Here is a 19,411-nt window from a genome sequence, read left to right on the forward strand (position 1 = left end):
TTCTCACTCCTCTACCAGGGTTCCGATGCCTTCTTCACTAAACATTTCAATCAGGATGGAATGCGGAACCCGTCCATCGATAATCACCGCCCGCTGCACAGAGCCCTGTACAGCTGTCACCAGACAGTCCACCTTGGGAATCATCCCGCCGCTGATGACACCATCCTTTTTCAATTCCTCAATTTCGGATAACGTCGCTCTTGGAATCAGCGAGCCTTCATCCTCAGGATTTCGTAAAAGCCCCGGTATATCGCTAACCAGAATCATATTTTCCGCATGCAGCTTAGCCGCAATACTGGCCGCTGCCGTATCTGCATTGATGTTATAGGCATGTCCTGCCGCGTCACAGCCGACACTGGCCACCACCGGAATATAGCCCTTTTCAATGATATCCAGAATCAGCTCCTCATGAATCTCCTCGATTTCACCGACAAAGCCGAGATCGCCCTCATCCACCGTATACTGCCTTGCCTGAATACAATTGGCATCCATTCCGCTGATGCCGACCGCTCTGGCACCCTTCTGGTTGATCAGGGACACCAGATCCTTATTCGTTTTTCCAGCCAGCACCATCTGTACAACATCCATTGTTTCCTCATCTGTATAGCGTAGTCCTGCGACAAAGCGTGACTGCTTACCAACCTTATGCAGCATACCGTTGATTTCCGGCCCTCCGCCGTGCACCAGCACGACATGCACACCGATTTCCGACAGCAATACAATATCCGTCATGACATTTTGCTTCAGCGTTTCATTTTTCATGGCGTTTCCGCCGTATTTAATGACAACGATTTTTCCGTTATACTTCTGTATATACGGAAGTGCCTTGGACAATATGGTCGCTTTCTGTATGGCATCTATTTTCAATGTACTCACATCTCCCTTATCCTATGTTCGATAGTCTCCATTGATTTTCACATAATCATACGTCAGGTCACAGCCCCATGCCGTAGCCTGTGCACTCCCCTGCTTCATATCAATCAGAATATCAATTTCACTCTCACTTAAAATACAAAGTGCCTCTTCCTCATCAAAGCCGCAGCCTGCGCCATCCTTACATACCAGCATACGGCCTGCCTTACTGGCTAGCGTGACATCCACCTTATGAATATCAAAATCCCCCTCTGCATATCCGATGGCACACAGGATACGCCCCCAGTTGGCATCACGTCCGAACATGGCAGCCTTGAACAAAGAGCTTGTGACAACGGATTTTGCAATCGCTTTCGCTGTTTTCGTATCCTTGGCAGAGGCTACCCTGCAGGTCAGCAGCTTGGTAGCTCCTTCCCCGTCCTTGGCGATATTTCGACTGATTTCCACACAGATTTCCATCAGTGCCTGCTTAAAGGCTTCATAATCCTCATTACGCTCACAGATTTCCGGATTCTTTGCCAGACCATTCGCAAGAATACTCAGCATGTCATTCGTTGAGGTATCCCCATCGACACTGACCATATTAAAGGTGTCTGCGACTACCTCATGCACAACGGCATCCAGCAGCTCGGCAGAAATCGCCACATCAGTTGTGAGGAATGCCAGCATCGTTGCCATGTTGGGGTGAATCATACCGCTCCCCTTGGCCATACCGCCGATATGACATACCCTGCCCTGCAGCGTAAAGGTCACTGCGAATTGTTTCTTAAAGGTGTCTGTGGTCATGATTCCCTCACAGGCATCGCTTCCGCCCTTCACATCCAGTGCAGAAACCAGCTCCTGCATGTGCTTTTCAAACGGTGTAATGCTCAGCGGCTCACCAATGACTCCGGTAGAAGCAACGATGATATCCTCTGCGTTTAGATTCAGCTCCTGTGCGCAAAGCTCACACATGCGATTTGCGATTTCCTCTCCATTGGCGTTGCAGGTATTTGCATTGCCGGAATTGCAGATGATCGCCTGGGCATGACCGTCCTGCAGATGCCGCTTTGTAACAGCGATCGGTGCTCCCTTCACCTTGTTTAATGTATATGTGCTGGCAGCCGTACACATGACACTGCTGTAAATCAGAGCCAGATCCTTTTTCGAGCGGTTCCTGCGTATCCCGCAGTGAATTCCAGCAGCCTGAAAGCCCACAGGTGCACAAATACCGTTTTCCATCCAAGTAACCATAATCAATTTCCTTTCCCTAGAAGGAGGCAGGCACATACATCAGCCCGCTGTCCTCCTTACAGTCGAACAGAATGTTCATATTCTGTATGGCCTGTCCGGCAGCACCCTTCACCATATTATCGATGGCCGATACCAGAATCAGGCGGTTATTGCGAGCATCCATATGCAGGGATACATCGCAGAAATTCGAATACTTAATATATTTCAAATCCGCACAGCTGCCCAGAGGCAGTACGCGGACAAAGGGTTCGTCCTGATAGAACAGCCGATACATCGACCAAAGCTCCTCCAGAATTGCTTCATCCGTCAAATCCACATAAATCGTGGAAATGATACCGCGGTTAATGGGCAACAGATGCGGTGTAAAGGTAATGCTGGCTTTACTGTGGCACAGCTCGGACAGAGTCTGTTCAATTTCCGGTGTATGGCGGTGTGCCGCAACCTTATACGGAGCAAAGGCTTCGTTGCAGCGCGGGAAATGTGTGTTATCACTCAGTCCCTTGCCTGCCCCGGTTGTCCCCGACTTCGCATCGATGATGATATGCTGCTCATTGACCAGCCCCAGCTTCATGAGTGGTGCAAGTGCCAGCGCGATGCTGGTTGGATAACAGCCCGGATTTCCAATGATATCCGCCCCTTTGATTTGCGCACGATACAGCTCCGGCAAGCCGTATACAGCCAATTCATGGAGCTCACTGTCATGATAATCCAGTTTGTACCATTCCCTGTAATCCTGCTCATCACGCAGACGGAAATCCGCTCCCAGATCAATGAATTTCACATGAGCATCATAGCATTTGCGTGCCAGCGGCTCACTGAGTCCGTGCGGCAGGGATGCAAATACGATATCCGATGCTGCAATCACCGTGTCCTCATCGCTGAACACCATATCACAGAGCTGGTAAAAGCCCGGATATAATTCACTGATAGGCTTTCCGGTATAGCTTTTGGAGCTGATTGCCGTCAGCTCGGCATATGGATGCATCAGCAGCAGCCGCACAAGTTCTGCACCGGCATAGCCGCTGGCTCCAATGACCCCCGCTTTAATCAATTTCATCTGCATCCATCTCCTTTTGTATCGCTTTCACATGTTCAATATGTGCGGCAACGATTTCCGGAGCCGGTCCGCCGATGACCTTTCGCTGTTTCACACAGGTCTCCAGAGAAATCGCTCCATAGATGTCTTCTTCAAACTGATCACTGAAGCTTTTATACTCATCCAGTGTCAGTGTTTCCAATGTTTTTTCCTGTTCCTGTGCATAGCTTACCAGTCTGCCCAAGACCCGGTAGGCGTCCCGAAATGCCATGCCCTTCTTCGTCAGATAATCGGCGCAGTCGGTCGCATTGATAAAGCCCCTGGCGGCTGCATTACGCATATTATCCTTGCGAATTGCAGCGCTTTTGAGCATCGGTGTAAAGGTGGTCAGACACAGCTGCACTGTATGCAGAGCATCAAAAACTGCCTCCTTATCCTCCTGCATATCCTTATTATAGGCAAGCGGAAGTCCCTTCATCATCGTCAGCAGCGTCTGTAAATCGCCATAGACCCGTCCGGTTTTTCCACGAATCAGCTCTGCCACATCCGGATTCTTCTTCTGCGGCATAATGCTGCTTCCTGTCGCAAAGGCATCGTCCAGCTCCATAAATTTAAATTCCCAGGAGCACCACAGAATCACCTCTTCCGCAAAACGGGACAGATGCATCATAACCATAGAAAGATCGGATGCTATTTCTATACAGAAGTCGCGATCACTGACACCGTCCAGAGAATTCATGCTGATGCTGTCAAAGTGAAGCTGCTCCTTTACAAATTCCCGGTCAATCGGATAGGTGGTAGCTGCCAGAGCACCGCTTCCCAGCGGGAGTGTGCGAATACGCTTCTGTGCCTCCTGCAATCGCTGAAGGTCGCGTAAAAACATCTCCGCATAGGCCATCAGATGATGTGCAAAGGTGATGGGCTGCGCACGCTGCAGATGCGTGTAGCCCGGCATGATGGTTTCCGTATGCTCCTGTGCCTTTTCACACAGGACCGTAAGCAGCTCCTGCAGCTTGTCACATACCGTACGTACCTCATCACTGCAATACATACGGGTATCCAGTGCCACCTGATCATTACGGGAGCGCGCTGTATGCAATCGCTTTCCCGCATCCCCAATCCGTTTTGTAAGCTCCTGCTCCATGAACATATGAATATCCTCGGCTGAGGGATCAATCAAAAGCGCGCCGCTCTCAATATCTCTTTGAATCGCTTCCAGCCCCTGCGCGATGGCAGCACCGTCTGCTTTTGAAATAATTCCCTGCTTTGCAAGCATGGCCGCATGCGCCATGGAGCCTTTTATATCCTGTGTAACCATAAGATGGTCAATGGAAATACTGGAGTTGAAATCATTCAGCCGCTGATCCGCTTCCTTCTTGAATCGTGCATCCCATAAATTCATATGCTCTCATCCTCTCTTTTCCTTGTATGCCAGAAGGCAGTGCAGTCTAAATGCCGCAGCATTTCAACAGACTCCCCTTCTTATCTATATTTATTTCTTCCTTTTTTCATCCATGATCGCCTTTACCTTGATTGGCAGCCCATACAGATTGATAAAGCCTGCGGAATCATTTTGATCATAGGAATCATCCTCACCAAAGCTTGCAATCTGCTCGGAATATAAGGTATATGGCGAGGAAATGCTGGCCGGTGTAAGATTTCCCTTATACAGCTTGATTTTCACCTCACCACTCACGGTTTCACTTGTCTTATCGACAAAGGCACTCAATGCTTCACGAAGCGGAGTGAACCATTGTCCGTTGTAGAGAATTTCACCGAATTTAATTCCTACCCCCTGCTTGTAATGCATGGTTTCCTTATCCAGACAGATGGATTCCAGCCACTGATGCGCCTTATATAAAATGGTTCCGCCCGGTGTTTCATAAACACCACGGCTCTTCATTCCCACCAGACGGTTTTCTACCATATCAATGATACCGATGCCGTTGGCACCGCCAATCTCATTCAGCTTTGTTACCATTGCCTGACCGCCCAGCTTTTCACCGTTTAATGCTGTCGGAATCCCCTTCTCAAAGGTCAGAGTGATATAAGTCGGTGTATCCGGAGCCTGTTCCGGGGTCACTCCCATCTCCAGTATGTCATCATACTGCGGCTCATTCATCGGATCCTCCAGATCCAGCCCCTCATGGCTTAAATGCCACAGATTTTTATCCTTGGAATAATTGGTTTCTCTTGAAATCTTTAACGGAATGTTATGCGCTTCTGCATAATCAATTTCATCATCTCTGGATTTCAGCTCCCATGTTCTCCATGGCGCTATAATCGGCATATCCGGTGCAAACGCCTTGATTGCCAGCTCGAAGCGTACCTGATCATTCCCCTTACCGGTACAGCCGTGACAAATAGCGTCAGCTCCCTCCTGTTTCGCGATTTCCACCAGCTTCTGTCCAATCAGCGGACGTGCAAAGGCTGTTCCCAGCAGATATACATCCTCATAAATGGCATTGGCTTTTAAACAGGGATAGATATAATCCTCCACAAATTCATCCTTCAAATCCAGAATATACAGCTTGCTGGCACCGGTCTTGATCGCTTTTTCCTCAAGTCCATCCAGCTCTGTTCCCTGTCCTACATCCGCAGAAACCGCAACGACCTCACAGTTATTGTAATTTTCCTTCAGCCACGGGATGATAATGGAGGTATCCAGCCCGCCGGAATATGCAAGTATTACCTTCTTAATGTCTTTTGTTTCCATGTTCTTCTCCTCTTCTTTCTGTTATTCTTTCTCTACGTTCATTGTAACACGTTTTCAGCCCTTCTCGTCGTTTTCATCGTCGTTTCATCATATTTTTCATATCCTCACCTCATGTACAAAAAAAACGCCGTTCGATATACTCGAAAGACGCTTGCACGCGGTACCACTTCCGTTGCTCTGTCTGAGACAGAACCCCTTGTTTCATAACGCAGAAAGATCGCGTCCCATGATACTTGATTCCCACAGGCTCTAGCAGGTGCGCTTCCCCATACGTTTCACAACAGCCTTCCACCATCGCTGTCTCGCTTTTGATTCCGGTATGACTACTCTCCTGCATCATCGATTTGTTGAATACATCATACTACTGTGAAAACTCAATGTCAACCTTTAATTTCATAATTTTACATTTCGCTATCATTTCTTTCAATTTTATTACAAAATAAACTTATTTCTTTCATTTCATATCATTTCAAGCAAGACTGCTTTGACAATCCCTGCGGAATACAGTAGAATTTAACCATACATATGAAATAACCGTCAGGAGGGAATTTTATGAACTTCATCTTTATTTCTCCGCACTTTCCGGAAAGCTACTGGCTGTTCTGTCAGGGACTGAAGAACAACGGTGTCAATGTGCTGGCGATTGCGGACACTCCGTACAACTCGTTAAGCACCAATCTGAAGAATTCCATCAATGACTTCTATCAGGTTTCCAGTCTTGAAAACTACGATGAAATGCTACGGGCAGTTGCCTGGTTCACCTATAAGCATGGAAAAATTGACTGGATCGAATCAAACAATGAATACTGGCTTCGTCAGGATGCAGCGCTGCGCAGAGATTTCCATGTTGAAACCGGATTCCCCTGCGAAGCGCTTGACAACTGTCAGAGCAAGCATCGCATGAAGGAGTTTTTCGCGGCTGCCGGATTGAAAACCGCCCGCTGGCAGCTGGCAACCAATCTGGAGGATGCACAGAAATTTACAGAGCTTGTCGGATATCCGATTGTAATCAAGCCGGATATCGGTGTAGGTGCCAGTGATACGCACAAAATCAAAAACGGGGATGAGCTGCGCACTGCCTTTGCTCATGGCTTTAAGGAAGCTATGATTATGGAGGAATACATAAACGGGAGCTGTTTTTCCTTTGACGGTATTACAAACAGTAAAAAGGAGCTGCTGTTTGTGACCTCTCATCAGTACACGGATAGTATTATGGATGCTGTCAATGAACAGAAAAATATCGGCTGTTATTCCTATAAGGATATTCCTGCCGATATCATGGAGGCCGGTACCCGCAGTGTGGAAGCCTTTGATACACGCAGCAGATTCTTCCATTTTGAATTTTTCCGTCTGCTGGAGGATCAGCCGGTTGGTAAAAAAGGCGATATCATCGGCCTTGAGGTCAATATGCGCCCGCCTGGCGGCTTCCTGCCGGATATGATCAACTATGCCAATGACAGCAATGTCTATCAGCTGTGGGCAGACATGATCGTTCATGACACGATCCATTACCAGCAGGTGCGCAAGTATTCCTCCGGCTTCATCGGAAGAAGAGACCGCCTGCACTATGCACATACAACGCAGGATATTCAGGACACCTATCGCGATAGTATTCTGATGATTCGCCGTCTTCCTGCGGCCCTTGCCACTGCTATGGGGGATGAGGTGATTGTGGCACGCTTTAAAACCGAGGAGGAAATCCTTGATTTCTTCCGCTATGTACAGGAATAAAAAACCGATAAAGCAGGATACCCCTTTTATGAAAAAGGTCATAAAAAGAGATTTCTTAAATGATGAGCTTCATTTTTGAAACCTCTTTTTCTATTATCCATACATAATCTGGATGACACAGTGTTCTTTTATTATCTCAAAGGCCTGTAGTCCTATAATGCGGCACGCAGCACAGCCTCCACCTTTTCCTTTGTCGGTACACCCTCCAGCAGCTTAACACCATCCACGAAATAGGTTGGAACATACCAGTAATCCAGAGAATCCGCAAGCTTCTTCTGTTCCTGTTCCTCAATCGCCTCTATGTTTACACCCCGCAGCTCAGGATAGCTGTCCTGCAATTCCTTTACCATTGCGAATGCCGCTTTGCAATGCGGACATCCCTTCAAATACATCATACGTACATGCTTCATGAACATCATCTCCTTTATATTACTATAGCACAGCATGCCCAAAAACCACAGAAATATGCCTACAGCAGCATTGTCAGCGCCAGCAAAAGCTGTGCAGTGTAGTACAGACTCAGATTCCATCGTGTCATGCGCGTTGTGTTGCGATTGCCAAACAGCATAAATGCCAGAATCAAATCGCTCAATACAAAGCACAGGGATGCAATATTCAGGATGCCACCATACAGCATGCCATCCTGCAAATGCCACAGAGCGCACGCTTCCATAAATAAAATAACAGCAGCATACACCGTACTCGGAAGACGCATCTCCTGGAAATCTACCTGTTTTTTCTTCAGAACTGCAATCACGAGCAATGCCAGCAGAATTGAACATATTGCGACCAGAATCCCCGCTTTCACCGGCATGACAAAAAGTGCAGCTACATACGCGAGATGCCCGAACAGGAAAAAAAGCAATCCACCCAGAAAGAAGAGGTTCTTCCTTTTTGGATAGCAAAACGGCAGAGCCAGCAAAACATCCCCAATCGCTCCCGATACAAGTCCTATCAGCATCCATTCACCATAGCGCCTGTCAACACATGCTGCAAATGCGCAGAAGCCGACGAGCAGAAAACAGAAGGAGGAAGCACTTTTCCAGCACAGGGATGTAAATGCGGAGGAATGCTCCTTAAAAATATAATACACAACAACGAAAAGAAACAGCAGACATGCAATTTTGATCATAGCCTCGCTCCCCTTTCTATCCCAATTATAACAAACCCAACATCATCTGACATCATTTTTGTGCTATAATACTGACCATGAGGTGATGGTATGATTGAGAAACGAGATATTTATATCCCCTGCTTTCAGGATATGAGAATGCTGCATATCTATCTGCCGGAGGATTATGAGAAGGAAACAAGACATTACCCTGTCCTGTATATGTTTGACGGGCACAACCTGTTTTATGATGAGGATGCGACATTTGGCAGAAGCTGGGGGTTAAAGCGATGGCTGGATGAGCATACGATGCCTCTCATCGTTGTCGGTGTGGAATGCAACCACGAGGGAAATCGCCGGCTGGAGGAATTTTCTCCCTATGATTTCAGTGATGCGACGGTTGGCTTTATTCACGGACAGGGGAAAGAGCTGATGGAGTGGATGAGCAGCGACCTCAAGCGGTGGATCGATCATGCCTATCGAACATTGCCAGGAAAACACCACACAGCCATCGGTGGAAGCTCTATGGGTGGTTTGATGGCACTGTATGCGGTTGTCCATCACTGTGATATTTACAGTAAGGCGGCAGTCCTCTCCCCTTTCATTTATCGTTTAAAGGATGAGCTTCTAACTGAAATTTGGGCCTGTCCCAAGCTGCGTTCCCATAAAATTTATATCTCATGGGGGAGTGATGAATTTCGCAGCAAGCAGCAGCTGGCGCTTGCCAGTGGCAGAATACTCGAGCTGATGCGCTGTCTTGAGGAGAAGGAGGCAAAGGTATATCCCAACCTCGTTTTCAAGGGACGGCATAATGAGGAAAGCTGGGAACAGGAACTGGATACCGTCCTGACATGGCTGTTTACCGAATAAAAAAGCGGACATTTGAAATCCGCTTTTTCTGTATTCACAGCAGAATATTCGCAATCACCAAAACGAGCATAATCAAGAGGAGCACAGCCAGCAGAATCAGAAAATCTCTGCGATACCGGTTCCAATATGCCTGCATATCATTTCCGTATGCGATATCCTTCTGCAGCCGCTCTCTGACAGCCTTTGTCATCACGATTTTCTTACGTCCTGACATTGCCGTCCCCTCCTTTCTCTATCTATATCATACCATAGGATATGCGGATGTACATACTTCTGGAATAATCAGATGAGTTTTGGGAAAGGTTGTCCGCATACTACTCCGTCAGGGAAATATAATAGGGTACGATATTCACATATGCTCCATCGCTCTGCAAAAAGCCGCCCGGAATCGTGCCCAGAGAATGAAATCCCAGACTCTCATACAAATGCCGTGCGGAAGTATTGCTCTCTACGACTGCGTTAAATTGCAGAATGCGAAAGCCTAAACTTCTTGCGGTCTTCATACAGTCCAGCACCAGCGCTTTGCCGATATGCTTTCCTCTTTGCTTCTGATCCACAGCAAAGCTGGCATTGCATATATGTCCGCACCGGCCGACATTATTCGGATGCAGGATATACAGCCCCACCACAGTATCCTCATCGATGCAGACACGCGTTTTGCTCTGCGAGGAAAAAAAGACATCGCCGCTTTGCTCATCCAGCTGCTCCAGCTGAGGAAAAGCATTTCCCTGGGCGACTACAGCATTCCATATGCGACACATCTGTGACAGATCATTCACTTGATAATCCCGCAGCATCGCTATTCTCCATTGATGATCAGCTCCCTGGTTGTTCGCTTGGGAACATGATGCACATCCTGTGCATCCCGGTAATATGTCGTATCTCCCTGTACATTTACATCCTCAAGTACAATCGTTTCGTCCGGTTTTCCAATAGCCACAACCAGCAGCGGCACGAGATTTTCGCTCAGCTTCAGCACCTCATGCAGGGCATTCTTTTGAAAGCTGCCGATCATACAGCCGCCAAGCCCCAACTCAGCAGCACGCAGCAGCATCGTCTGAGCGACAATACCGACATCCTTCTGATAAGCCTCCAGTGCAGTTGAAATGGCAGTATCCTGACAGATTACAATAAAGGCTCTGGGACAATGTCCCTCATACGGCACCTCTTTCTTTAGGGCTTTTGCCCACGCGGTTAAGGGCTGAATCTGATTCGTCTTTTCCCTCTCACATGCCAGATAGTATTTCAGCGCCTGTTTATTAACGCTTGACGGTGTTAGTCTGGCATGCTCTACCAGATCGATCAGCTCCTCCCTGGTAACCGCTCTTGTTTCAACATATCCCCGATAGCTTCGGTTTTTCAATAACAGATCCTTCAGCATAAAGATCCCTCCTCGTATCCATTATAGCACTGCACATGCACATCTCATAGCTCCTGATTATAGATTTTTGAAACCTGCTTCCTGTTGCGGATAATCAGCAGGAAGATAGCAAGCATCGAAAACGAAGCAAACAGCAGTGCCGTCAACGGGTAGGATACGTATTGTGCAATTACACCTGCGCTGAATCTGGAAGCCATCATAATGAGGGCAACCAGCACCTGAAACAACGCATTCACCCTTGCCCGCATGTGAGAGGGCAAATAGTTTTGTGTACTGGCCTCCCGTATATTCAGGGAATTGATACCCAGAAAGCCGCAGGTAAACCGATTGACAACCATAAGCGGATAAGGAAGAAACAGGAAAACCATATCCAGGGATTCATAAACCGCATAGACACTGACAGCAACCCGGTAGCGTTTCTTCGCCGGAATATGCAGGACATAATGCATCAGACCGCCAGCCATGCGTCCAATGGTATCCGCTGTTGTCAGAAACGCATACATCGTCGTTGTGAGAATGGGAGATGATTGAAACATCGCCATGGTTACCAGATTGATCCCCTCTGCCGAAGCATTGGTTACCGCCATGTAGCCGTAAATGGAACGGATACCCTTTTCTTTTTTCAAATAACGAAAGCCATCCATCAAATCTGCTTTATATTTCTGCAAGGTAAACACCCGCTTTCCGATTGTTTCCTGATAGCGTATGCGCGCTTCAAACAGAGCTGCTGTCAGCAGCAGAATTCCCTCCATCGCACAGATCCAGGCAATCCCCAGATGTACATACAGCAGGGATGCAACCGGTGTGAATAACGCTGTCACACTGGGATAAATCAAGGAGGATACGGAATAGCCCTTCTGCGCAAAGCCCTTGGGAATCAGATCAGGATACAGGGAGGAATATGCCAGAGAATAAATGGCTCCAAAGGATGCGGTAAGCAGGGAAAATATCAGATAGCCCGCATAAGAAAATTCCTGCATAAGCAGAAAGGCGGCAAACAGCAGATACAGAATGCCATTTCCACTATCCAGCATAGCAATCAAGCGCTTTCTGCAGCAGCCATCGACCAGCGGTGCTGCCAGAATGGGAATCAGAACCGTCGGCATCAGGGATATCGCAGTGAAAATTCCGGTCATAAGGGTTGATGAGGTATGGTCGAATACCACAAGCGACAGTGCAAAGCTCATAGCGGTAGAACCGATTGCACTGATCAGTGTCCCCAGTGTTATAATTATAAAATCATGTGACCATAGGGTCTTTTTCATAGGTATCATCTCCTGCGTTTAGTATACCGTATGATACGAATATAAAAAATACCCTATATTTGGGAAAATAGTGTCCAAATATCAGGGTTAAGCCATCATAAATTAGCTTGCTCAGGAAAATTTCGTTTCCTCCATCAGCTTCATGACCTCCTTGTACCTGCGCTTCTTCTTTAACGCAGCAATGAGGTAGGACAGATGAAACTGACAGAAGCCATGGAAATAACGGGAAGTGTCACAGAGCGTATACAGGCAGTCGATATAGACCTCTGCATCCACGGCAGTTCCATAGCGGTATCTTACAAACTGCACGATTTCCCTGCGACCGTCAGCCTCATGTGAATCCAGCTGCCTCTCCATCTCCTGTACATAGCGAAGTCCCTCCTTTTTCTGATTCAGCTGTTCATATAAAAGCGCCAGCTTATGACAGCATAGAAAGGTGTCATCCAGTATCTGATAGGCCTTTAAAAGCAGTGGCAGCGCCTTTTGAAAATCACCCCACTGCTGATATGTGGATCCGATATTATACCACACATGGGCCTGCATCTGCTTGTTTTTGCTGCTGCGGCAAAGATGCTCACAGCGTTCGTAATACATCAGCATGACACCTTCTGCATGCATAGCGGAATAGCAGTTTGCAATATGCATGGACGCATCGATCATACAGGGCAGAAAGCCTTGCTCACATGCAAGGTCATAGGCCTTCAGATGGTGATGCAGCGCCTGAGAATAGTCCCCCATAAGCGCATACACATCTCCCTTCATCTGATATAAAATACTCCACCCTCCATATTTTTGTGCTTCCTGCAGCTGGGCAAGTATCGCTGAAAGAGTTTGTTCCTCCCTGCTTTGAAGTGCCTGTCCCGCACATAGAAAATGATATAAGAACCGCTGTGCATCCTGCATATATGGAAGAAAAACAGACGCAGAGGCCAGCGGCTTATCCGCATGCTCCTTCGTATACAGTGCTTTGATGAGTAGCGCATCAACACAGAGGGGAGAGTTCAAAAGGTTCTCCATCTGCTTTTCCAGCTCATACGCTTCGCGTTGTTCTCCATAAAACCAAGCTGACGCCAGCTCCTGAAGCTTTTCCTTCCAAACAGCAAGCCATTCTTCATTTTCCTGAAACACGATTCCCAGCCTGTGAAACAACGCCTGATAAATTTCATCCGCAGCCTGTACCTTCCCCTGCTCCAGCTTACTGAGATAAGAAACTGCACAAATGCCACGACACAGACCCTCCTGAGAATAATTCCTCTGCAGCCGATGACAGCGCACTAGGAAGCCTCGTAAATCCATAGAATCACCTCATATCCATGCAAAATATTGTAACACATTCCAGTTTTTTCACTTCACAGAAAACAGCAGCCTGCTTTACCTCCTTAATTGCGGTATCCATAACAATGGGAAATCACATCCTATCTGCCTTCAGTCCCTGAGTTTATCCTGGAACATCACTACCTTCTTCATGTTTCCTGCAGGTACTGTCCCAGTACTCCTATACATGGAGTATATCCCTCATTCAATACTTACAAAAGGATGCTATGCGCTTGCCTCTTCTTTACAGCAATCAGAAATATGACATATTTTAAAAAGCATGCTATTCGGCTGTTTATTCACAAAGCAACATATCCTAGACTTCTGTCTTTCCTGGTTATAGGATAGCGCAGAATGTAGAAGTTTACAACGTTTTTCTTGCATGATACAAGGAAATTCTCTATAATTGAGCCAGAGATAAAGGAGGCTGCCTATGTTTGATCGTTCCATTCATTCGTATTCTGTTCTGTCTGATAGCAGAAGAATCATCGCCATTAGTGATATTCATGGCAATCTTCCGGTATTTAAAAAGCTGTTACGTAAAATCGCCTTTGATCCGGAAAAGGATGCGCTGTTTCTCGTTGGCGATCTATTGGAGAAGGGACCCTATAATCTGGAAACACTGTATTATATCATGGAGCTTTCCAGACACCCGCACGTACATCCCATGATTGGAAACTGTGATGTGGTATGCCGCAATGTGCTCTATGATACCCGTCTGGAATTTCTGCAGAACATCCTGTTGAATCGTCCAAACAGCATTCTGCATGAAATGGCACAGCGCGTCGGTCAGCGCATAGACAAAGAGACAGATATGGCTGCTCTCAGCAGGGAGCTGCGAAAAGTATTTCTCAGGGAATTGACCTTTATCGACAGGCTTCCCCATGTGATTGAAACCGAACGCTTTATCTTTGCCCACGCAGGCATACGGGATGAGAAAACCTATGGCCGTGATATGCGTGATATTATGGTACAGGATCTGTTTATGAAGGAGGCCGGCAGCTTTCATAAATACATTGTTGTCGGGCACCTTCCGGTTAGCGAATATCGGAAGGATATCTGCTGCTTCAATCCCATCATTGACACACGCCGCCATATCATATCCATCGACGGAGGAAATGAAGTGAAGTCAGCTGGACAACTGAATGCATTGATCTATGAGCAGGGCAGATTTCAATTCGCATGCAGTGATGATCTGAAAAAAGCACGGATAACAAGAGATATTCTCCCTGTTAACAGGACGCCCTTTTTTATCACCTGGCATGAAGGACAGGTACATATGCTGCACGATGAAGGTGCATGCTGCCTTTGCCGGCATGAAGCCAGCGGCAAAGTAATGCACATCGCAAAGGAATTTTTATTTTACAAAGGTAAGGAGCTGCACGCCTGTGACTTCACCAATTACCAGATACCGGCAAGATGCGGAGATCTCGTAAAAATTGTTTCTCAAACAAGGAATGCTGTATTAGTGAAAAAGCAGGGTCTGATGGGGTGGATTCCAGCAGATGCATTAGCTTTGGAAAGCTGAATCGGCAGCTGCAGTGCAATGCTATGCTATGAAGAGAAACATCAAGCGAACAGGCAAATAAATAAAGCATACCGCAGTCTTCAAATCTTAAAAATAAGATCAAAAGGATTTCATTTTGCTTTTCTTCGCTTACAGATTTATAAAAATCATAAAAAAAGAAATACAGTTCCTAATAAAATTCAGGATTTGTATTTCTTTTTTTCTATGTTACAGCTTTATCAATTCTCCGGCATCATGCAGGTATCTCGCTTCCACTGTTTATTTTCCTACCGCATAATCATGCAGCCATCCCATTTTTCTAGTACCTTAATCAAGGTGTTTTGTGATTACTTCTTATTTCTGTTTTTTCCTTCCGATTGCTTTTAAAAACACATTTCTATCTCTCAGATTCCTGTCCGCTTTCCCGCATCCGTTGAAGAAGACTGTTTAGATATTCAATAAATCGATCCACTTCCTTTTCCTCAGTTGCCCAGGATGTCACAAAGCGCATTGCCGTATGTTCTTCATCCATTGTTTCCCAGACCTGAAACGCATATTCCTTCTGCAGCTCTTCAATCAGCAGGTTGGGCAGGACTGGAAATATTTGATTTGTCGTTGTCTTTATAAGAAACGGCAGCCCAGATGCCTCCATGGCATCCTGCAGCTTCTGAGCCATCCGGTTTGCATGTGCTGCGGTTTCAATATAGCGGTTTCCTTCAAACAATGCCGCAAACTGTACACCCAGCAGCCACCCCTTGGCAAGCATGCCGCCTCGCTGTTTGATCATATAGCGGAAGTCTTTTTTCAATTTATCATTTACAATGATAACCGCCTCTCCGAAGAGAGCACCGTTCTTAGTCCCGCCAAGATAGAAAACGTCACAGTATGTACATAAATCGTTAAAGGATACATCATTGTCCTTTGCTGCCAGAGCAGCTCCCATGCGGGCACCGTCCATAAACAGATACAGACCGAATTCTCTGCAAACTTCCGCAATCTGCTTCAATTCCTCTTTGTGATAGATGGTACCGATTTCCGTTGCGTTCGAAATATAGACCATTGCCGGCTTTACCATATGCTCATCCTCATGGCTAAGTACCGCTTTACGGATTCCCTGCGGTGTGATTTTACCATCGACACCTTCAGCAATCAGCACCTTGTGACCGGTCGCTTCCACAGCACCTGTTTCGTGAACATTGATATGTCCGCTGTCCACAGCAATCACTGCCTCATACGGACGAAGAGCACCCGCAATCACCGTCAGATTGGCCTGGGTTCCGCCGACTAAAAAATGTATATCACAATCCTCACAGTGCAGCTTCGCCTTCAGCTGCCGCTTCGCCCGTTCGCAAAGCGCATCCTCACCATACCCGACATTCTGGCATTGATTCAGTTCCAGCAGGCGCTCCATGATAACAGGATGGGCCCCCTCACTATAATCATTACGAAAACTATACATATGCATTCCTCATTTCTTTTTCACTCTATCATTATAATACAGGCTGAAAGAAAAGGAAACGAAAAGGCGGCCGGAATCTCATCGTCCGTACCGCCCATCGTTTGCCCTGTATTGTCTGTGATTATTTCTACTACCATTGAGACTTCTACATGCTAATGCTACTCACTACAAGCTACCTTATCATTCCAACACAATGCTATGCCAGACAATACAATGGCTGAGTCAGCCTGAGAAGCAATCTCCTTGACCAATGGTCTCCACTGCCTCACCAGCATGAGCTCTATATCATCACTTTCATCAAGTGTGATAATCTTTAACCACCTTCATTATATAAAATACAGCAATAATGTAAAGTGTTTTGGAATTTTTAGCAGAAAAATGGAAAAAAAGGGAATTGCATCCCTTTTCTTTATTCGATTTATGCCTTTAATCCGATCAATTCATCACGGAACAGACGCTCATCCATAGTTTTCAGGTTATCAGCGACAGCAGGCTTGAATTCCATCTGTCCCAGAACATCCTTTTCCAGATCAACGCCAGGTGCGATTTCCGTTAATGTCAGCTTACCGTCCAGCAGCTCGAATACCGCACGCTCCGTAACGTACAGAACCTTCTGTCCTGTTTCGGTTGCGAAATCTGCAGAGAAGGTAATCTGTTCCACTTCCTGTTTGAACTTCTTGATTCTTCCCTCCTGCAGAATGTGCAGCTTACCGTCCTTGACCTCAACCTTGAGTCCGCCTGCAGTAAAGGTACCGCAGTACACAACGACCGGTGAAGTCTGTGTAATATTGATAAACCCGCCGCAGCCTGCAATTTTCGGTCCGAAACGGCTGACATTGATGTTACCGGAGCAGTCGCATTCCGCAAGTCCCAGGAATGCCTGATCCAGTCCGCCTCCGTCATAGAAGTCAAACTGATACGGCTGATCGATGATGGCATCCGGATTTGTACAGGTACCAAAAGCAGTTCCTGCATTCGGTACACCGCCGATTCCTCCAGCTTCCACCGTCAGCTTCAAGCCTGGAAGTCCCTCTTCATTTGCAACATTGGCAATTCCCTCCGGCATACCGATACCAAGATTGATAATAGCTGCAGGATCCAGCTCCATAGCCGCACGACGGCAGATGACCTTGCGCTCATTCAGCTTCATCGGTGCAATGGAATTTACTGGAACCTTCACTTCTCCGCTCAATGCAGGATCATACGGGTTCGCATATGTCTGCCAGTGATTTTCCGGGCGTGCAACAACGATACCATCCACATAAATTCCGGGTATTTTCACTTTTCTTGGATCCAGTGTACCGTTCTGTACCACCTTTTCCACCTGCAGCAACACGATACCACCGGAATTCTTCGCAGCCTGGGCTATGGAAAGAGAGTCCAGAGTAGCTGCTTCCTTTTCCATGGTAGCATTGCCGTCCTCATCACAATACGTGGCACGAATCAGCGCCACATTTAACGGGAAGGATTTATAGCGCAGCCACTCTTCCCCATCGATATGCATCAGCTCAACAAGATCTTCCTTGGAGCGTTCATTCATCTTCGCTCCTTCGATACGAGGATCGACGAACGTTTTCAGACCGACCTTTGTAATCGTACCCGGACGATGTCCGGCAATATCACGGAACATCAAAGAAATGGTACCAAGGGGAAGGTTGTAGCCTTCTACCTTGTTTTCAAAAACCAGCTTCTGCAGTTTTGGAATTAACCCCCAGTGACCACCAATGATACGCTTCAGCAATCCCTCATGTCCCAGCTTGTTCAGACCCAGACGGTCCGTTCCATCACCAATACCGGCAGAAAACATGATAGTCAAATCCTTCGGATGTCCGCTCTTGAGAAAGGATTCCTCGATGCCTACAGAAAATTCCTGAGGATGTCCGGATCCGATAAAACCGCCAATTCCGATAGCAGCGCCATCCGGAATCATGGAAACTGCCTGTTCAATACTTATTACTTTACTCAAATCGATTACCTCCTTTGTATTATCTCCTATTTCCAGTGTACCACAACTGAAAGCGTTTACGGAAATAATAAGCTCAAGAATTTACTTGCTTATTTGTTAGAGAATTTTTTATCCTTCGTTTTTTCCAGGAAGCAGGTCATACCATAGGTCTGATCTTCTGTCGCAAAACAATTGGAGAATTCTTCCACTTCGATTGCAATTCCACCTTCGATATCTGTCTGCAGCCCGTTGTTGATTGCTTTTTTACTGTATGCAACAGCGATTGGCGCATTCTTTGCGATACCGTTTGCCATCTTCATAACAACAGCCATCAGTTCTTCGGCAGGGACAACGTTATTTACCAGAGCGATGGCGTATGCACGCTCTGCTTTGATGTTTCTTGCTGTATAAATCATTTCCTTCGCAATGCCGGTACCGACAAGACGTGCCAGACGCTGTGTTCCACCAAAGCCCGGAGTGATTCCCAAGCCAACTTCCGGCTGTCCGAAGACTGCATTTTCACTTGCCACACGAATGTCGCAGCTCATTGCCAGCTCACAGCCACCACCTAATGCAAAACCGTTAACAGCAGCGATAACAGGGCAGCGGAAGGTTTCAATCTTACGGAATACCTCGTTACCGAATTTTCCATAAGCAGCAGCCTCTTCCACGCTCTTATCCTTCATTTCAGCGATATCTGCACCTGCAACAAAGGATTTCTCTCCTGCTCCGGTAAGTACCAGTGCATATACATCGTTGTTTGCCGCAACTTCATCCAGTGCCTGATTCAGCTCTGTTAAAACCTGTGTGCTTAATGCGTTCAGTGCTTTTGGACGGTTGATTGTGATGGTTGCTACATGTCCTTCATAGTTTACTAAAATTGTTTCCATTGTATTCATCTTCCTTTCCATTTTTAAAAAAGTGAATCCACAATTTCAATGGGTTTCATGTGAAATTACAGATTCACTCG

18 protein-coding genes are annotated in these 19,411 nt (G+C 46.7%); 3 read left to right on the plus strand and 15 right to left on the minus strand.

Annotated elements, in window-relative coordinates:
- Window positions 1-3: 3 nt before the first annotated feature.
- The 5 genes from argB to G4D54_12300 all read right to left on the minus strand — a co-directional run bounded on the left by argB (window position 4) and on the right by G4D54_12300 (window position 5,858).
- Window positions 4-867, minus strand: coding sequence for an acetylglutamate kinase (gene argB, locus G4D54_12280; protein QJA05197.1), 864 nt, complete (start codon window positions 865-867; stop codon window positions 4-6).
- A 21-nt stretch (window positions 868-888) separates the two neighbouring features.
- Window positions 889-2,106 (minus strand): bifunctional glutamate N-acetyltransferase/amino-acid acetyltransferase ArgJ, encoded by a 1,218-nt coding sequence (gene argJ, locus G4D54_12285; protein QJA03168.1) that lies wholly within the window; start codon window positions 2,104-2,106, stop codon window positions 889-891.
- Window positions 2,107-2,122: 16 nt separating this feature from the next.
- Window positions 2,123-3,163, minus strand: a complete 1,041-nt coding sequence (locus G4D54_12290; protein ID QJA03169.1) for an N-acetyl-gamma-glutamyl-phosphate reductase — start codon at window positions 3,161-3,163, stop codon at window positions 2,123-2,125.
- Window positions 3,150-4,544: an argininosuccinate lyase gene (gene argH, locus G4D54_12295; GenBank protein ID QJA03170.1), complete on the minus strand. Its 1,395-nt coding sequence runs from the start codon at window positions 4,542-4,544 to the stop codon at window positions 3,150-3,152. Before argH ends, G4D54_12290 begins: the two co-directional genes overlap by 14 nt.
- A 90-nt stretch (window positions 4,545-4,634) precedes the next feature.
- The gene (locus G4D54_12300) at window positions 4,635-5,858 is read right to left on the minus strand and encodes an argininosuccinate synthase (protein QJA03171.1); all 1,224 of its coding nucleotides are present in this window, start codon (window positions 5,856-5,858) and stop codon (window positions 4,635-4,637) included.
- Between the two features lie 552 nt (window positions 5,859-6,410).
- Here G4D54_12300 and G4D54_12305 point away from each other — a divergent pair.
- A complete protein-coding gene (locus G4D54_12305; protein ID QJA03172.1) occupies window positions 6,411-7,589 on the plus strand; it encodes an ATP-grasp domain-containing protein in 1,179 nt (392 codons plus the stop codon).
- A gap of 152 nt (window positions 7,590-7,741) precedes the next feature.
- Here the strand turns inward: G4D54_12305 and G4D54_12310 are convergent, their stop codons facing one another.
- Both G4D54_12310 and G4D54_12315 read right to left on the minus strand, forming a co-directional pair.
- A complete protein-coding gene (locus G4D54_12310) occupies window positions 7,742-7,999 on the minus strand; it encodes a thioredoxin family protein (GenBank protein QJA03173.1) in 258 nt (85 codons plus the stop codon).
- Window positions 8,000-8,058: 59 nt separating this feature from the next.
- Entirely contained in the window at window positions 8,059-8,721 is a 663-nt protein-coding gene (locus G4D54_12315; GenBank protein ID QJA03174.1) for a lysoplasmalogenase, read from the minus strand.
- Between the two features lie 90 nt (window positions 8,722-8,811).
- On the opposite strand from G4D54_12315, the gene G4D54_12320 reads away from it, so the two are divergent.
- Complete coding sequence (locus tag G4D54_12320; protein ID QJA03175.1) at window positions 8,812-9,570, plus strand: alpha/beta hydrolase; 759 nt, start codon at window positions 8,812-8,814, stop codon at window positions 9,568-9,570.
- 34 nt (window positions 9,571-9,604) lie between these two features.
- Here G4D54_12320 and G4D54_12325 read toward each other — a convergent pair whose 3' ends face one another.
- The 5 genes from G4D54_12325 to G4D54_12345 form a co-directional block, all read right to left on the minus strand.
- Entirely contained in the window at window positions 9,605-9,784 is a 180-nt protein-coding gene (locus G4D54_12325) for a hypothetical protein (protein ID QJA03176.1), read from the minus strand.
- Between the two features lie 100 nt (window positions 9,785-9,884).
- Window positions 9,885-10,367: a GNAT family N-acetyltransferase gene (locus G4D54_12330; GenBank protein ID QJA03177.1), complete on the minus strand. Its 483-nt coding sequence runs from the start codon at window positions 10,365-10,367 to the stop codon at window positions 9,885-9,887.
- A 2-nt stretch (window positions 10,368-10,369) separates the two neighbouring features.
- Window positions 10,370-10,951: a nitroreductase gene (locus tag G4D54_12335; GenBank protein ID QJA03178.1), complete on the minus strand. Its 582-nt coding sequence runs from the start codon at window positions 10,949-10,951 to the stop codon at window positions 10,370-10,372.
- Between the two features lie 44 nt (window positions 10,952-10,995).
- Window positions 10,996-12,216 carry an MFS transporter gene (locus G4D54_12340; GenBank protein ID QJA03179.1) on the minus strand — a complete coding sequence of 407 codons (1,221 nt, stop codon included), beginning with the start codon at window positions 12,214-12,216 and terminating at the stop codon, window positions 10,996-10,998.
- 111 nt (window positions 12,217-12,327) lie between these two features.
- The gene (locus G4D54_12345) at window positions 12,328-13,512 is read right to left on the minus strand and encodes a helix-turn-helix transcriptional regulator (GenBank protein ID QJA03180.1); all 1,185 of its coding nucleotides are present in this window, start codon (window positions 13,510-13,512) and stop codon (window positions 12,328-12,330) included.
- A gap of 451 nt (window positions 13,513-13,963) precedes the next feature.
- Here G4D54_12345 and G4D54_12350 point away from each other — a divergent pair, with 451 nt between their 5' ends.
- Window positions 13,964-15,058, plus strand: coding sequence for a serine/threonine protein phosphatase (locus G4D54_12350; protein QJA03181.1), 1,095 nt, complete (start codon window positions 13,964-13,966; stop codon window positions 15,056-15,058).
- A 376-nt stretch (window positions 15,059-15,434) separates the two neighbouring features.
- On the opposite strand, the gene G4D54_12355 is transcribed toward G4D54_12350, so the two are convergent.
- The 3 genes from G4D54_12355 to G4D54_12365 all read right to left on the minus strand — a co-directional run bounded on the left by G4D54_12355 (window position 15,435) and on the right by G4D54_12365 (window position 19,331).
- The gene (locus G4D54_12355; protein QJA03182.1) at window positions 15,435-16,496 is read right to left on the minus strand and encodes a low specificity L-threonine aldolase; all 1,062 of its coding nucleotides are present in this window, start codon (window positions 16,494-16,496) and stop codon (window positions 15,435-15,437) included.
- Between the two features lie 418 nt (window positions 16,497-16,914).
- A complete protein-coding gene (locus G4D54_12360) occupies window positions 16,915-18,462 on the minus strand; it encodes an acyl CoA:acetate/3-ketoacid CoA transferase (protein QJA03183.1) in 1,548 nt (515 codons plus the stop codon).
- 89 nt (window positions 18,463-18,551) lie between these two features.
- Window positions 18,552-19,331 carry an enoyl-CoA hydratase gene (locus G4D54_12365; protein QJA03184.1) on the minus strand — a complete coding sequence of 260 codons (780 nt, stop codon included), beginning with the start codon at window positions 19,329-19,331 and terminating at the stop codon, window positions 18,552-18,554.
- Window positions 19,332-19,411: the final 80 nt, after the last annotated feature.

The sequence above is a fragment of the [Clostridium] innocuum genome (assembly GCA_012317185.1).
Classification (GTDB): Bacteria; Bacillota_I; Bacilli_A; order Erysipelotrichales; family Erysipelotrichaceae; genus Clostridium_AQ; species Clostridium_AQ innocuum.

What these genes read in the sequence shown, in the direction of transcription:
- G4D54_12310 (QJA03173.1), bottom strand. Translation starts at nt 7,999, where the DNA reads ATGAAGCATGTACGTATGATGTATTTGAAGGGATGTCCGCATTGCAAA.
- G4D54_12365 (QJA03184.1), bottom strand. Translation starts at nt 19,331, where the DNA reads ATGGAAACAATTTTAGTAAACTATGAAGGACATGTAGCAACCATCACA.
- G4D54_12345 (QJA03180.1), bottom strand. Translation starts at nt 13,512, where the DNA reads ATGGATTTACGAGGCTTCCTAGTGCGCTGTCATCGGCTGCAGAGGAAT.
- G4D54_12290 (QJA03169.1), bottom strand. Translation starts at nt 3,163, where the DNA reads ATGAAATTGATTAAAGCGGGGGTCATTGGAGCCAGCGGCTATGCCGGT.
- G4D54_12325 (QJA03176.1), bottom strand. Translation starts at nt 9,784, where the DNA reads ATGTCAGGACGTAAGAAAATCGTGATGACAAAGGCTGTCAGAGAGCGG.
- G4D54_12330 (QJA03177.1), bottom strand. Translation starts at nt 10,367, where the DNA reads ATGCTGCGGGATTATCAAGTGAATGATCTGTCACAGATGTGTCGCATA.
- G4D54_12335 (QJA03178.1), bottom strand. Translation starts at nt 10,951, where the DNA reads ATGCTGAAGGATCTGTTATTGAAAAACCGAAGCTATCGGGGATATGTT.
- argH (QJA03170.1), bottom strand. Translation starts at nt 4,544, where the DNA reads ATGAATTTATGGGATGCACGATTCAAGAAGGAAGCGGATCAGCGGCTG.
- G4D54_12315 (QJA03174.1), bottom strand. Translation starts at nt 8,721, where the DNA reads ATGATCAAAATTGCATGTCTGCTGTTTCTTTTCGTTGTTGTGTATTAT.
- G4D54_12305 (QJA03172.1), top strand. Translation starts at nt 6,411, where the DNA reads ATGAACTTCATCTTTATTTCTCCGCACTTTCCGGAAAGCTACTGGCTG.
- G4D54_12350 (QJA03181.1), top strand. Translation starts at nt 13,964, where the DNA reads ATGTTTGATCGTTCCATTCATTCGTATTCTGTTCTGTCTGATAGCAGA.
- G4D54_12340 (QJA03179.1), bottom strand. Translation starts at nt 12,216, where the DNA reads ATGAAAAAGACCCTATGGTCACATGATTTTATAATTATAACACTGGGG.
- G4D54_12320 (QJA03175.1), top strand. Translation starts at nt 8,812, where the DNA reads ATGATTGAGAAACGAGATATTTATATCCCCTGCTTTCAGGATATGAGA.
- argJ (QJA03168.1), bottom strand. Translation starts at nt 2,106, where the DNA reads ATGGTTACTTGGATGGAAAACGGTATTTGTGCACCTGTGGGCTTTCAG.
- G4D54_12300 (QJA03171.1), bottom strand. Translation starts at nt 5,858, where the DNA reads ATGGAAACAAAAGACATTAAGAAGGTAATACTTGCATATTCCGGCGGG.
- G4D54_12355 (QJA03182.1), bottom strand. Translation starts at nt 16,496, where the DNA reads ATGTATAGTTTTCGTAATGATTATAGTGAGGGGGCCCATCCTGTTATC.